Below are 13411 nucleotides of genomic sequence, written 5' to 3' on the forward strand. Positions count from 1 at the left end.
AGATCCGATCTCATGCCCACGCACGCTCCTGACGGGGACTTCTACGTTTCCCCGGTCTACCTCGCCGGCTCTACCGTCACTGGTGACCCCGCCCTCCAGCCGCTCCTCGCCCAGGGGTTTCACCTCCATCACGATGAACTGGCGAACGTCTTCGTCAGCTCGCCCGAACAGCGCATCCGGCTCGGCTACCTCCCCGAAGGTGAAGACAACGTCCTGTGGAAGATCGCGGTGCATTCCGACCCGTTCGGCCCACCCCGCTGGCTGGCCACCTTTGACAACTGCACGCCAACGGAACTCGTCACTGCCTTCACCACGGCCCTCGCCTACGACTACGCGCAGGGCCATGACACGTACGTCTACGGCGGCACCGGCAGGGATCGAGGCTTCGAGCCGCTCGTCGATGCCGGCTGGCGCACCGACAAAGGGCCGCACCTCAGCGTCTCCGTCGCACCCGACGGCCTGGCGGAAATGACCCATGTCCGAGGCGCGCTGGATCATCAGGCCGAGCTGTCCGGCTACCAGTACCGCTGGAGTGCCAGTGGCGGACGCGACGGCTACCGCTCCAGCTGGCATGCCACGTTCTCCACCCACACCCCCTCGCACCTGATCGCCGCCACCGCCACCGCCCTCGCCGACCCCACCCCGGTGCCCCGGTATGAGGCCGAGATCCCCAAGCGCAACCTCGCCACGGCCCGTTTGACGCCGGTGCCCCCACCAGTACCGACTCCGCTCGACGTCCGTCGCGCAACGGCAGCCCGTGCCCGCTCCGTCGGCCGTCGCTCCCTCGTCCGAGCCCCGACGATGGCCGCCAGCGGGCCGGGCGTCGCACTGCCGACACATGCCTCCCGCCGCCGATGACCTCCGCCGCCGCCCGGCTACGCCGACCGCAGCTTCCCCGCGCGCCTCCACACCCCGTCCGGCGAGGACAGCCGCCGATCTCACTGATCAGCCATCCGTCACCACAGAATTCGGGAGCCATCCGTGCCTGACACATCCGACCTCACCAGCGCCGATGCTCTGATCAGCGCCGCCTGGGGACACTCCGTTGACGAGCTGTACGACTACCTGCGCGAAGGCAGCACTCACGACCCAGCACTCGTCGCAGTGCTACGGATCCGCACGGCGCTCGTCATCGACGACAGCGACGTCGCCGTGCATCGGGAACGGATACACAGCCTCACCCGCCGGGGTCATCTCCCGCTCCACCACGATCTCCAGCAACTCAGCTCCTCATCGGCCGAGCTGCGGCAAGCCCACGCGGCGAACCAGGCACGCCTTCATGCCATCCGTTCCATCATCGACGCCTACCCCGAAGGGCACCTTGCCCAGGGACTCACCCGGTCCCTGGACCGCACTGCGGCCGTGCGCGCCGAGGCGGCACGCGCACGTTCATCCACGTCGGTACCAGCACCGCCCACCGACACTCAGAACGCCGGCCACACGACGAGTGTCGGAACACGCAACGAGGTGCGATCGCCCCGTCGTTAGACGGCATCGGCCGCACCATGCCGGCCCGTGCCATGCTCGCCCGTGGCTTCGGCGCCGACGAGCTGCGCCAGCTCGTCCACGGTCAGCTCGATCCGTCTGCCGTCGGCCATGCGTGCACGGCCCAGCGACGCGGCCTGCACATCGTCGACCGCCTCGTCGTACGTACGGATCTCCTGGCTCTCCAACCCAACCTCCCACAGTGATCGGTCGCTCCCGGAACAGCCCCTGGGGCGACCGATTCATTCCCCCTTGCACGGACATCAGCAGCCGGTGCCCCTCCCAGTTCGCCCACGGCAGACGCACACCGCCGGACAGGACTGGAGACCCCGCCCCAGACCATGTCAACGTACGGACGCCGCGAAAACCGCAGGTCAACGAAGGGATTGCTGCTCGTGACGCTCACCGCAACCACCCCGTTCCAAGCTCCCGCCGCGCTTCCGTTCGCCGCCCTCGGTGCGCGTGAGTGGCTGCTCGGCTGCCACTGCGCAGGGCCCGTGACCGACCTCCTCAAGGATCAGGGGTGGGACGTCGTCTCCGACCTGGACAGCAACGTCCACTGCTCCAGCCCCGACCAACGCGTGTACGTGGGGTTCCTTCCCGAGAGCCCGGCAGCGGCGCGCGGCGAGCTGTGGCACATAAACGTCAAGGGGACGGGCGGTACAGCCGCCTGGCACCAGAGCTTCGGGCCGGACACCCCGGCACAGGCCGTCGCCGGATTCCTCGCCGCCCTCGTCTCCTCCCCCAGCCGCTACTGCGCCTGCATCTGACCAGGAGAAAGCCTCATGCCTCGCCACTCGATCACCGTGACCGCGTATCACGCCGACGGCACGATCTGCCCCTCCGGCCATCGGCACACCACCGGCGGTACGCCCCTCACCGAGGGATGTACCGGACGGGAGCGCTTCGTCGCGACGTGCAGCTGCAACGTGTGGACCAGCAGCCCCTCGTCCACCAAGTCCTACGCCGCCGAGCTGGGCAGACGCCACCGCTCCGACCAGCGCCCGGCGAACTCCACGCCGCCGCCGAAGGGTCCTGCCGTACTCCGCGAGCTCCTGCAATTCGACGCAGAGGACTGACCAAACCCCTGCACGCCTCGCTCACTCCCCCTCCCCGCTCGCTCTTCGTCCAGGAGGCCGTCTTGTCGCACCAGATCACCGTCCGCCAACTGATCCACCAGCTCCAGACCGTCGACCCCGACCTTCCCGCCTACCTCGCCATCAACCCCGACTGGCCCCACACCCACTACGTCGGCTGCATCGTCGAAGTCCCCGGCCAGAACGGTGCCGTGTACCTCGCTGAGAACGGCCAGGAGGGCGTGCTGCCTCCCGAGGTACGCACCGAGCTGGGCTGGGCGGACATGTGACCCACCGCGCCCCTGCGCCCCTCTCGTCGGAGGCCATCGGCTCGGACCCGTACCTGTCCCTCAGTAATCTGGCCCGTCACCCCATGCCTGCGTCGGCACGCGGTGCTCTCCTGCGCTCTGTCCCCCCACAACGCGGCGCACCGATCCTCGCCGTGTGGGACACCGCCCCGGAACCCGAACCGCTCCGGCCCGGCGCCATCCTGCTCAGCTGGAAGTCCGGCCGCGGCGGCGGCACGGACGTCACCACCCGCCTCGGGCTAGCCGCGACCACCGTCGTACTCGCCACCTGGCCCAGCCTCCACGGCGACTGGACCACCATCGTTCACCCCACGCTCTACGAGGTCACCGGCCTTCACGCCGCACTGACCGTCGCCACCGACGCCCTGCGCCTCGCCAACCACCTGGCCTCTTCCTGACGGCCATCCACTCCGACCACAGAGGGCTGCCCCAGCAGGGCAGCCCTCTCGGCGTATGAGTTCTCCGTTCCGAGTTGCTGTGGGCAGCGGCTCCGGCGTCCGGACGAAGGGCGCACCCAGCTGGTGCGCGCGTCGCAGCCTAGTCTTCAGGCGTTGATGATGAGCCTTCACTCCGCACCGGGCTCAGCGAAATAGGTACCGGCCAAGGTGCCGTCGTATCCCGCGGCCTGGGCTGCGGCCTCCAGGGTCGGGTAGTCCTGGCCGATGCCTTCGCCGATCATCGCCAGGTAGTCCGCGCGGGTCAGTTCGCGCTCGACCCACTGGTGCGCACAGCGGCAGCGGATGCTGATCTGGTTGCGGTCGCAGATGACCATCCAGTCGCGCCGGGCGCCGCACTGCGGGCACATGACGGCGATGCCGGTGATGCGGATTTCCTCTGGGTGCGTGGTGGCGCGCAGACCGATGTTGTCGCCTGCGGGCTGCGTCTCCTGCTGGAGCCGCAGGAGCGGGTCGTCGCCGGTCGTCGCCGGCTGAGCGGTTCTCGGGGTCTGCAGGTCTTCGCTGAGCATCCGCATCGTCTCCTTGTCTCTCTTGACCAGCCGTAACAGGGTCGGCGGCCGGTGTCCATCTGTTTGTCGTGCTGGTCAGCGCCTCGCGCCACGTTGGCGGGGGTCGTTGAGGTTGGGCCGGGCGGCAGACTCGGGCGCCTGCGGCTTCGGGGGCTGCGGTTGCCGCTGGGGTGGTCGCGAGTTGGTACGTGTTCGGGGCGGGTTCACCGTGGCGGGGAGTTTGCCCAGCCGTCGCAGTCGCCAGACGAGTACATCGGTGACGTTGTCGGCAGTGTCCAGTTCGCGCCATGCGATGGCCTGCTGGAGCAGGACGTCGGGGTCGTGTCCGGCTCGCTCGGCCTGGTCAAGGGTGGCGGCGAGCGCGTCCCAGCTTGGTTCGCGGAGCAGGCGGTCGGCCTGTTCGGGCAGGGTGGCTTCGAGGGTGCCGGCGTACCGCTGTCGTATGGGTTCGGGGAGGCGGCGGCCGTGCTCGCGCATAGCGTTCATGGGGGTGGTGGCAGCGGTCCGGTAGGCGGCACGCAGGTGCTGGGCGGCTTGTTGGGCTGCGGCGGCCTGCTGGGCGTGGCCGCGGGCGGAGTGCCAGCGGGCGGCGGCGATGGTGACGAGGACCATCGTGGACAGGAGCATCGCGGTGGCCCCGCCGTCCTCGCCCTTGCCGAGGGCGTTGCCGGCCCGGATGATGCCGCGGGCGGCGGAGCGGAGGGCGCGGTTGTCGGCGCCTTCGGCCCGTGTGTGGGAGCGGGTTGCGCGTTCGAAGGCGCGGGCTGCCTCGGTGAGTTCCTTGCGGGTTGAGGCCGGGGAGGTCTGGGCGAGGCCGTCAAGGAGTTCGCCGAGGCCGACCAGTTGTGCGGCGGAGTCTGCGTCGTCGTCGCCGCTCAGTACCGAAGTGGCCCGCTCGACGGCGGGAGCTGCCTCACGCCGAACACGAGCCGGACGTGGCACTCGTTCACCGGGGCGGTCGATGGCGGATGCGTCGTCGTCGGGCAGCCCGGAATCAAGGCGCTGGCGAATCTTGGGGAGGGAAAGGTCCGGGGCAAGCTTTGAGCCGGAGAACCAGATGGGTTCGCCATCGCGGTTGCGGTCGCCGGGGAGGGCGACCTTGTATCCGAGGGTGTCGCCGGACGGGGCGAGGCGTTTTTCGACGCGGAGGCCAGCCTCGGCGAGGCGGCGGAAGAACTCCTCCTCGGTCGTGGCCCCGGCCAGCGCCTGGCGGACGCGCTCGCGCAGGGTCTCGCGGGGCGTCTCGACTCGTCCGGCGCGCTCGGCTTTCGAGCGTTCGGCGCTGGCGGGGCGTTGGGCGGCGGTGCGGTCTCCGTCGTTGAGGATCTGCAGGCCGAATTCGGCTTCGATCTTGCGGCATTCGGCCTGGGCGCGGATGCCGTCCTCGTGGCGGCGCGGGCTGCGCCCGTCCTCGCGCTTGAGGGTGGCGACGATGTGGATGTGGTCGTCGGCGTGGCGTACGGCGATCCACCGGCATGCCTTGTCGTCGCCCTCCTCGGCGATGCCGGTGGCGTGCACGATCCGACGGGCGACCTCGGCCCATTCGGCATCGGTGAGGTGGCGGTCGCCGGGGGCCGTGCGTACAGGGCAGTGCCACACGTGCCGGGCCGGGCGGCGGTGCTTCGGAAGGGCGAGGACGGGCAGATCGAGCCGGTCGGTGAGCTGCTTGAGGGTGGCAGCCGGATCACGTCCCGGATCGGGGGCGAGGCCCGGCATCCAGGCAGCGACCAGGTGCGGGTCAGTGTGTTCCTCCCTGCGACCGGGGCCGTAGAGGTAGTTCAGCAATCCGTACGTGCGGCTTCCGGTGGAGATGTCGGGCACCACCGTCAGCGCCTCGCGATCTCGATGGCCGCAGCCTCGACGCACACCGCGGCTCGCAGGACGCGGGCCACCGCCTCGTCCACATAATCGACGTGGCCACCGGAGTTGAGGATGCGGGCGATCTGGTTGACGTTGTTGCCGACACGGGCGAGCTGTGCGCTGGCAGCCATGAGTTCCTCCACCCGGCCCCGCTGATCCAACAGCCACGCCTTGGAACTGCCTTGGGCCTGGGCGACCGCGACTGCGGCGTCGGCTATGAACCCGGCGGTCTTCAGGCCGGCGGCTTCGGCGGCGCGCTTGACGGTGTCGAGTTCGTCTTGGGTCAGGCGGACGCTGCGGACTTGGTCGCGGTGCACGCTCTGGCGCAGGCGAGGACGCGTGCGTGGCGCGGCGGGTGTGTTCGGTTCCCCTCCCGGCTGCGGTCCGCCCTCGGTCGCAGCCCCAGAGTCCGGCACCCCCTGGTGCCGGGCTTCCCCCGCTCCCTCTAGGGCGGGGGCATGCCGTTCCGAAACTCCTCCGCTGCCAGGGGCTGCGGAGGAGTTTCGGAATGTACAGCTTGCTCGGCCTCGTGCCGGGCAGTGGTCCTGCTGCAGTTCAGGGGTCGTGCTGGACGGTTCGGAGGGGTTCATCGGGGCGTCTCCGCGGTGTGGCCGCGTACGTCGCGGAGGATCTCGGCGACGTAGTCGAGCGCGAGGACTGGGTGGTGGAGGGTTCGGGGGATGCATTCCGGGGTTTGCTGGACGGTCCAGCTGCCGTCGGGGCCGGGTTCGGCGCGGTGGAGGTGGCCGTGGTGGCGAAGCACGGTGATCCAGGCGTCGGCCTCGGCGGGGGTGGCCGGTGTGGTGCGCATCGTGGTGCCTCCGCTGTGTGGGGAAGTCGATGGTGTGGCGTGCGGGGCCGGTGACCTGGCGATGCGGATCGGTCAGGTCACCGGCTGTGCGTCGTGCGTTCGGTCAGCCCGTCTTGGTGACCGGCTTCGTGTGGGTCTCGGTGCGAAGTCGGCGCATCAGGACGGTCAGCCGGTCGTTGCTGAGCGGGAGGTTCTGTCCGCGGATGGCGTCGGCGACGACCTGGCGGGTGGCCTTGCCCGCCTCGGTGACCGCCTGGCGGGCGATCGGCAGGAGTTCTTCGGTCACCGGGTCGGTGTCCGGAGTGTGGTTGTCCTCGTTCTGCGCAGTGGTGACCGGGTCAGTCTCCGGCTGTGTGGCCGGATGAAGGCGGGTGAGCGGGGAGGGTCTGCTGGCCGGGTGTCCGCCCAGGTCAGTGGTTCGGCCGTTGTGCTCCGGCTCCGGCTCAGCCAGACCGTCCTGTTGTCCGGACGGGTCCTGCGAGGCACCCGCCTCCTGGGTGTCCTGGCCGACGGTGACCGCTGGGCGGTTGGTCTCTTGGGCGGGCAGCTCGACCTGGTGTCCGGAGGTGACCGGCGCCGGACGGGGCTCGTCCTGGCTTACGGGAGTGTCCTGGCGGTCGGCGGTGACCCGGTCAGCTCGGACGCTGGTGGTGTCCGGGTGTCCGGGGACAGCGGGCTCGGTGACTCCCCGGGCGATCAGGATGTACAGGTGGACTGCTCCGGCCAGGGCGAGCGGGGCGAGGGTGGAGAGGATGCCGACGGTAACGTCGCCGAGCCGGAGTCCCGTGCCGTCCGGGCGCTGTTGGTTGAGGCGTACGGCGTGCAGAGCGTTGGCCCAGATGCTGGCGGCCGTTGCGGTGCCGAAGAGCAGCCAGACGTAGCAGCGGGCGGCGAGCGGTGCGGTGCGCAGGACCAGGAGGGCGCGTACGCCGTAGGCGATGAATCCGTCGATGACCAGGGGGAAGACGTAGGTGAGGAATCCGCGGATGTGGATGGCGATGGCCATCTGCTGGAGGGCGTCATAGGACAGGGCGCATCCGGCGCCGCCGAGGGCGACGATGGCGGCCCGGTCCCAGCCGGTGATCCGCGCGGGTATCGGGGCGATGTGGTTCACGCGGCCGTCCCGAGGTCGCCGCGGGACGTCTTCGTCTTGGGCTCCTTGAGCACCATGGTCCGGCTCTCGGGCTTTATCGACTTCTTCTTGCCCTTGTTCGCCTTCTTCTTTTGTTCGACCTCACGGTCGCGGATCTGGCGGCGGGTATTGCGGTACCGCCTCTGGGCGTGCTCCTTCGTGATCTTGAGCATCCGGGCGAGCTGTTCGGCCGGAGTTCCGGCCTGGTAGGCGGCAAGGACGACGGCGTCGCGCTCGGCGTGCGTCAGGTGGACGTCCTGGCCGGCCAGGACAGCATTGACGCGGGCGTAGTTGAGGCGCCGCTGGAATTTGCGATGCAGATCGGCCCGTTCCTCTTCGGTCATGCCGCCCCTGATTCCGATGCTGTCGCCGTTTTCGAGGGCGGCGTCCAGGCAGGTGTTGCGGACGGGGCACTGCGCGCACAGGGCTTTGGCGGCGCGGATGCGGTCCATTTCGTCCGGCTCGGGGAAGAAGTCATCCGGATCGACCTGGTGGGGGCCCCTGGCACGGCAGGCGGCTTCGTCATGCCAGGTCAGGTCGCCGAGGGCGCGCAGCATGTCGTTCTCGGTGTGGTGCATGGGTATCTCCGTTGCCCCCAGGGCGCGTTCGGGCAGGAAGCCGCGTCGTGGGGATTGGTGCGTGAGGGGAGGCGACCGGTAACGGCGGTCGCGAGCTGGCCGTTAGCGGCTGAAGTGGCGAGCAGCCGATACCGCGGTGGCAGCAGCTGGTGCAGCGGGTTCAGTGCGTGTCCGCGGCGCAGTGGTGGCAGCGGGGCTGCGGCGCTGGGCTGCGAGAGCTCTTCTGCGGTCGGGGCCGTCGAGGATGACCTTGTCGGTCATCTCGGTCAGGCGGGAGGCGACGCGGTCACCGATGTGGGCGCGCAGGTCGGCCATGCCGAGGTTGGTGGTCACCAGGGTCGGGAGCATCTCGTTGTAGCGGCGGTTGATCAGCCGCATCGTGATCTCCTCGGTCCACTCGCTGCTCTTGGCCGCACCGAGGTCGTCGATGATCAGCAGCGGGCAGCGGGAGAGGTCCATCAGCTCCCGCTCGCCGTCGTGGCCGGGGCGGGGCCGCAGCTCCGCGTACAGGTCGGCGGCCGTGATCGCCTTCCACCGCAACCGGACACCGGCCAGCAGCAGGGACCGGACCGCGCCGTACGCCTGGTGCGTCTTGCCGGTGCCGGTGGTGCCGACGATCAGCAGCGAGCGCCCCTGGGCGATACCCGGGGCCCCCTTCGGCCCGGGGCGGCCTGCTTGGGCGACCTCGCGGACCCAGGCGGCGACCGCGGGGTGGTCGGCGACGGCCTCCTGGTAGCGGGCCGGGATGCGGGCCTGTGCCGCCTGTAGAGCGGGGAGCGGCTCGGCCGGGTCAGTGAGTTGGGCAGTCGGGTCGATGCCGCGGGAAGTGAGGATGTGGGCCAGGCGGCGGGCGATACCGCCGACGGGCTGGGCGTCGTGGTCGCGCATCACAGCTCCTCGGCGTAGGCGGCGGCAGGGTCAGCGGGATTGGCCCAGGCCCGGTGACCGGGGAGGTTAGACCGCGATTCCGGCCGCACCAAACCAGCCGGTGAGGCGTTCATGGCCTCGTTGACCATGCTGGTCAGCACGCTGGGGTGCTTGGGGTTGGCGGCGAAGCGCTGCAGGCCGCCCCGGATGTGGTCCGGCGAGATGCCCTCGCCCAGAAGCTTTTTGACGATGCGCCCAAGGTGGCCGACCACGTCGCCCGGCGGACGCTCTTGGCAGGCCGCGACGTATTCGCCGACGAGATCCTGCGCGGAGGGCATGGCTGCGGGCGCTGTGCGCCCCGAAGGATTAGTAGATCCAGGATCCAAGATCCTAGATCCAGGCGCCGAGCCCTCGGGGAGGTTTCGGGGAGCCTTCGGGGAGTCCTCCCTGACAGGCTTGTGACCTGCGGTTTTCTTCGCGATTCGCTTGGGGGCATCGATGGTGCCGTCGAGCGTCGACTGCTGGGCGCTCGTACTCGCGGATCGGGCGGCGGGAGGCGCCGCGGGGGCCTTCGACGGCCGATCGAGGGTTCGGGGAGCCTTCGCCGAGGCTTCGGGGAGTCCTCGGGGAGCGTTCGCCTGACCTTCGGTGAACACGGTGCAGGTGCCCTTGCAGACCCCGCAGCGCTGTGTGGCGTGGTGGTCCGGGCAGGCCGGGATGCGGGTCTGCGACGGCTTGTCGATCTTCTGGTGCTCGAACCAGGTGACGATGTGGAGGTACCGGCGGCCGTTGCAGGCGGTGTATCGGCAGATCAGCCCCGCATCGGCCAGCTGCTGCAGGTCGTCCTCCACGTGCACCGCGGTGTGCTCGGCGCGCAGCGGCCAGAGCCGGCCGGCGATGATGGCCGGGTGGTCGCGGTAGCGGCCGTGGTCGTCGGCCAGGGTGAAGAGGCCGGCGAAGGTCCGCTCGGCGTGAACGCTCACCTCGGCGAGCGACTCGCTGGTGAAGAATTCGGGCTTGATGGTGCGGATCCTGGCCATGATCAGCGGCCCCCGCCCGTCCCGGTGGCTGCCGCGAGGGCGAGCCGGAGGGTGCCGGTGGCCAGATCGAGGTCGTACGTCTCGTCCCAGAGCATGTCGGGGTGAGCGCGGATCACCCAGCGAGCAACCGTCACGCGCTGGGCCCGGTTGAGGGCTATGAGCTGCCCCTGGGCGTCGTACGCACGGGCGTAGGGGCTCGGCCAGTTCTGGCCGGGCTGGCGCTGCGAGACGCGGATGGTGGCGGCTCCGGGCACCATGTCTGCAAGCAGGCGGGCAAGACGCTGCTGGCGTGCGCCGATTGCAGGCGCATCAGCCTTGGGCGTCTGCGCCGGGAGCGCCCTTTCGCTCCAGTACTTGGGCATGCAAGAATCCCTTAATCGTAGGTGGGGCGGGGCGGCCGTTCTCGTCGAAAAGGCCAGCCGACCCGCTCCAGTTATGAATCCGCGCCCTTCGGGGTGGCGGTCCGGCGCTCAGGAGCTGCTAACTCCTGGGCGCCGGTTCCATTTCCCCTGGGACTATGCGCACTTGGCGCTGGGGATGCTCCTGAGTCCTCCCCTGCGGTTAGTTCGGCCCGGTGGCTTCGCCGAGCGCACCAGCAACATATGCGGAGACCCTCGCAAGATCCACTCCTGTATCTCTGCACCGCGCAAACGGCGAGATGTTCGGGCTTCTAACGGCCCCATGCCGTCGGCGGGCGAGGGGTGGGATCCGCCACTGTGCAAAGAGTCGCCGTCACTATGCGAGGAGTAGCGCGCAGGACTTCAAAGATTCTCGTCGGCGCAGCATTCACTTCCGTTCTCCTCGCTACTCAGCGCCGCGAGTGATGGTTCAAATCAGCGCTCATGGAGGATTTAATCCCGGCCCTTTGGACCTAGTCAACGCGTCCACAAACCCACACAAACGGGCACAGACGGCAGGAGGTAGAAGATGCCTTCCGCTCGCCGCCGAGTCACCCAACTCCCCTGACGCACAAGGCAAATCCAGCCGCACGACACTGAACCCACTTGACGTTTGCGACTTGACCACAGGGCCCGCACGGCTCGGAAAATAGGGAGGGGCAATTTATTTCCCCTCACCTGGAGGGGAAATAAATTTCCGCCGGTAATGTCCGAATCGCGGCCCTAGATTACGGCTTGCCCGAGCAATGCAGTAAGAAAATAAACCATCCTCGGCGATTCCTGTGGCCTGGCTCACGATTCCTCCGTATTCGATCAAGGGAGGGCATCAAGATCAAATAAGAGTTACGTATCGTCGATGGGGACAAGAAAACTAAGTGGGGCCTGCCAGTGGACGGCCCCTTTTTCGTGCCTGCGCTCGGGGCGTCACCGCAGGCACACCAAGCGAAGTCAGAGAGGATTCGAATGGGCATCGCCGACGGCGGACCCGAGCGTGGAGACGAGGAATCGCTCCCGACCCGCGATACGACATCGGCAGAGCGCGACGACGCCTCGCCGCTCGCCCCCGGCCAGCTGATGGGGCTGGCTGGTCTGCTGCGGGCCTGGAGGACTGCCGCAAGTGAACGGCTGGGCAAGCCGCTCACGCAGAAGGACGTCGCATCCGCCCTGCAGCGCTCCACACGCTGGTACCGCGACTTGGAGAACGGCGCCACGGTCCGCCTGGACCGGCAGCTGTGCGAGGGCCTCGGCAACGTCCTCATGCTGGGCCGCGACGAACTGCAAGCCCTGGTCCTCTACGGCCACGGCGGCGCCATCACCAGCCCCTCACCCGCCGGCGACTCCCCCACCCGCCGCGCGCTGCAGCTGCTCATCGACAAGCAGATGCCCAGCCCCACGTTTCTGACGGACGCCACCTGGAACGTCATCGGCTACAACGCCGCGATGGCCGAGTGGTGGCCCTGGGTACTGGAGGACAAGCCCAACCTCATGCGCTGGGCCCTGCTCTCTCGCGAGGCCCGCACTCAGTTCCACGACTGGGCCCGTCATGCGGCCGAGTACATCAAGCTGCTGAAGTTCGCCATCCCCCGGCACCCGGACAACCCCGAACTCGCCCAGCTGATCACCGAGCTGCGCAAGGATGACGAGGTCCGCAAGATCTGGGACTCCAGCACCGAGATCGCCGAGAACCGGGACGGCGCGACCTATCGCATGACGCTCCCGGCAATGAACTGGGAGACCGCCGATCTCGTCAGCCACGTCCTGTACCCCGCGAGCCTCCCGGACTGCCGCCTGACGGTCATCACCTGGACCCGCGGCGAGGACGGCGCCGAAGCCTGCGGCACGGACGCCGGCCACCCCCTCGCGCCACTGCCTGCCGCATCCGACGCCGACCAGGCGCTCCGCCGCCGTATCGCCCGCCGCCTCTCCCAACATGTCACCGTCGCCTCAGCGGACGAAGCCATGGCACTGGCGGGAGACGACCGCGCGGAGCTGCCCATCCTCAGCAAGTTCATCGGACACGACTCCCGGCTTGCCTACTCCCCGTCCACGCGGACAGTCATCTGGGCGACGCGCCAGGACGACGGTCGCTGGGGCATCGCCGAGGTCGAGCCCTACACCATCGTCGTCCGTATGCCCCAGGCCATCCACGTGGACGGCGCCAAGGACGAGTACAAAGTCCTCACCCGGGCCATCCTCCCCGCCGATTCCACTGAGGCAGTCGAACGCATCCAGGGCCTCGTCGCCCAGCTGCGCCGACGCATCGAGGTGCTGGAGGAGATACATCGCGACGAGTACCAAGCCGACCCGAAGAACGTGCCGTACATCTGGCACCCGGTCGACGAAATCTGATCCCGCCAAGCCCAGGTCCGTCGACTCACAGGGCGGCGGACCTGGGCTGCTGCCCCTTGAACAACCGCGTGGGCGTCGCCAGGCAAGATGGCCGTATGGCAGCACAACCTCCTTCACAACCCGACGCCGAGCTGGACTTCTGGCAGGAACGCCGCATCTGCTTCCTGAGCACGCCGCGGCCCGAGGGCACCCCGCACCTCGTCCCGGTCGGAGTGACGTACGACCCGGAGACTCGCATCGCCCGCGTCATCAGCAGCCGCACCAGCAAAAAGGTCCGCAACATCCTCGCCGCCGGGCCGGACGTCACCGTCGCGGTCAGCCAGGCCGAGGGACGTCGCTGGTCGACGCTGGAAGGAACCGCCGTCATCAAAGACGACCCGCAATCGGTCGCAGACGCCGAAGCGCGCTACGCCCGGCGGTACAAGCAGCCACGGCTCAACCCTGAACGCGTAGTCATCGAGATCACGGTCACTAAGGCTATGGGCACGGCAAAACCACCAGGCTGGTGACCACCGCAGCCACCGGAGTCCCGGTAGTTCG

The 13411-nt window shown here is 68.9% G+C and carries 18 protein-coding genes; 8 read left to right on the plus strand and 10 right to left on the minus strand.

What is annotated here, in order from left to right:
• Positions 1 to 12 precede the first annotated feature (12 nt).
• Both SLV14N_RS17880 and SLV14N_RS17885 read left to right on the plus strand, forming a co-directional pair.
• Positions 13 to 858 carry a DUF317 domain-containing protein gene (locus SLV14N_RS17880; RefSeq protein WP_263270121.1) on the plus strand — a complete coding sequence of 282 codons (846 nt, stop codon included), beginning with the start codon at positions 13 to 15 and terminating at the stop codon, positions 856 to 858.
• A gap of 123 nt (positions 859 to 981) precedes the next feature.
• Complete coding sequence (locus SLV14N_RS17885) at positions 982 to 1488, plus strand: hypothetical protein (protein WP_263270122.1); 507 nt, start codon at positions 982 to 984, stop codon at positions 1486 to 1488.
• On the opposite strand, the gene SLV14N_RS17890 is transcribed toward SLV14N_RS17885, so the two are convergent.
• Positions 1485 to 1673: a hypothetical protein gene (locus SLV14N_RS17890; protein WP_263270123.1), complete on the minus strand. Its 189-nt coding sequence runs from the start codon at positions 1671 to 1673 to the stop codon at positions 1485 to 1487. The genes SLV14N_RS17885 and SLV14N_RS17890 overlap by 4 nt on opposite strands.
• Positions 1674 to 1880: 207 nt before the next feature.
• On the opposite strand from SLV14N_RS17890, the gene SLV14N_RS17895 reads away from it, so the two are divergent.
• From SLV14N_RS17895 to SLV14N_RS17910, 4 genes are all read left to right on the plus strand, one after another.
• Positions 1881 to 2255, plus strand: a complete 375-nt coding sequence (locus SLV14N_RS17895; RefSeq protein WP_263270125.1) for a DUF317 domain-containing protein — start codon at positions 1881 to 1883, stop codon at positions 2253 to 2255.
• A 15-nt stretch (positions 2256 to 2270) separates the two neighbouring features.
• Positions 2271 to 2564, plus strand: a complete 294-nt coding sequence (locus tag SLV14N_RS17900) for a hypothetical protein (RefSeq protein WP_263270127.1) — start codon at positions 2271 to 2273, stop codon at positions 2562 to 2564.
• A gap of 62 nt (positions 2565 to 2626) precedes the next feature.
• Positions 2627 to 2851, plus strand: coding sequence for a hypothetical protein (locus SLV14N_RS17905; RefSeq protein ID WP_263270129.1), 225 nt, complete (start codon positions 2627 to 2629; stop codon positions 2849 to 2851).
• A 152-nt stretch (positions 2852 to 3003) separates the two neighbouring features.
• Positions 3004 to 3267 carry a hypothetical protein gene (locus SLV14N_RS17910; protein WP_263270130.1) on the plus strand — a complete coding sequence of 88 codons (264 nt, stop codon included), beginning with the start codon at positions 3004 to 3006 and terminating at the stop codon, positions 3265 to 3267.
• Between the two features lie 167 nt (positions 3268 to 3434).
• On the opposite strand, the gene SLV14N_RS17915 is transcribed toward SLV14N_RS17910, so the two are convergent.
• The 9 genes from SLV14N_RS17915 to SLV14N_RS17955 form a co-directional block, all read right to left on the minus strand.
• Entirely contained in the window at positions 3435 to 3836 is a 402-nt protein-coding gene (locus SLV14N_RS17915; RefSeq protein WP_263270132.1) for a hypothetical protein, read from the minus strand.
• 75 nt (positions 3837 to 3911) lie between these two features.
• Positions 3912 to 5660, minus strand: coding sequence for a relaxase/mobilization nuclease domain-containing protein (locus SLV14N_RS17920; protein ID WP_263270134.1), 1749 nt, complete (start codon positions 5658 to 5660; stop codon positions 3912 to 3914).
• Between the two features lie 2 nt (positions 5661 to 5662).
• Positions 5663 to 6013, minus strand: a complete 351-nt coding sequence (locus tag SLV14N_RS17925) for a MobC family plasmid mobilization relaxosome protein (protein ID WP_263270136.1) — start codon at positions 6011 to 6013, stop codon at positions 5663 to 5665.
• A 269-nt stretch (positions 6014 to 6282) separates the two neighbouring features.
• A complete protein-coding gene (locus SLV14N_RS17930; protein WP_263270137.1) occupies positions 6283 to 6507 on the minus strand; it encodes a hypothetical protein in 225 nt (74 codons plus the stop codon).
• 103 nt (positions 6508 to 6610) lie between these two features.
• Complete coding sequence (locus SLV14N_RS17935; RefSeq protein ID WP_263270139.1) at positions 6611 to 7621, minus strand: DUF2637 domain-containing protein; 1011 nt, start codon at positions 7619 to 7621, stop codon at positions 6611 to 6613.
• A complete protein-coding gene (locus SLV14N_RS17940) occupies positions 7618 to 8217 on the minus strand; it encodes a WhiB family transcriptional regulator (protein WP_263270141.1) in 600 nt (199 codons plus the stop codon). The genes SLV14N_RS17935 and SLV14N_RS17940 overlap by 4 nt, the downstream gene beginning before the upstream one ends.
• A 102-nt stretch (positions 8218 to 8319) precedes the next feature.
• Positions 8320 to 9105 (minus strand): ATP-binding protein, encoded by a 786-nt coding sequence (locus SLV14N_RS17945; protein ID WP_263270142.1) that lies wholly within the window; start codon positions 9103 to 9105, stop codon positions 8320 to 8322.
• The gene (locus SLV14N_RS17950) at positions 9105 to 10124 is read right to left on the minus strand and encodes a hypothetical protein (RefSeq protein WP_263270144.1); all 1020 of its coding nucleotides are present in this window, start codon (positions 10122 to 10124) and stop codon (positions 9105 to 9107) included. Before SLV14N_RS17950 ends, SLV14N_RS17945 begins: the two co-directional genes overlap by 1 nt.
• Positions 10125 to 10126: 2 nt before the next feature.
• Positions 10127 to 10381 carry a hypothetical protein gene (locus tag SLV14N_RS17955; protein WP_263270146.1) on the minus strand — a complete coding sequence of 85 codons (255 nt, stop codon included), beginning with the start codon at positions 10379 to 10381 and terminating at the stop codon, positions 10127 to 10129.
• A gap of 1104 nt (positions 10382 to 11485) precedes the next feature.
• On the opposite strand from SLV14N_RS17955, the gene SLV14N_RS17960 reads away from it, so the two are divergent.
• Positions 11486 to 12871, plus strand: a complete 1386-nt coding sequence (locus SLV14N_RS17960; protein WP_263270148.1) for a helix-turn-helix transcriptional regulator — start codon at positions 11486 to 11488, stop codon at positions 12869 to 12871.
• Positions 12872 to 12966: 95 nt separating this feature from the next.
• Positions 12967 to 13380, plus strand: a complete 414-nt coding sequence (locus SLV14N_RS17965) for a pyridoxamine 5'-phosphate oxidase family protein (RefSeq protein WP_263270149.1) — start codon at positions 12967 to 12969, stop codon at positions 13378 to 13380.
• Positions 13381 to 13411: the final 31 nt, after the last annotated feature.

Origin of the sequence: Streptomyces sp. Je 1-4 4N24, from assembly GCF_026239515.1 — a bacterium.
GTDB lineage: Bacteria > Actinomycetota > Actinomycetes > Streptomycetales > Streptomycetaceae > Streptomyces > Streptomyces nigrescens.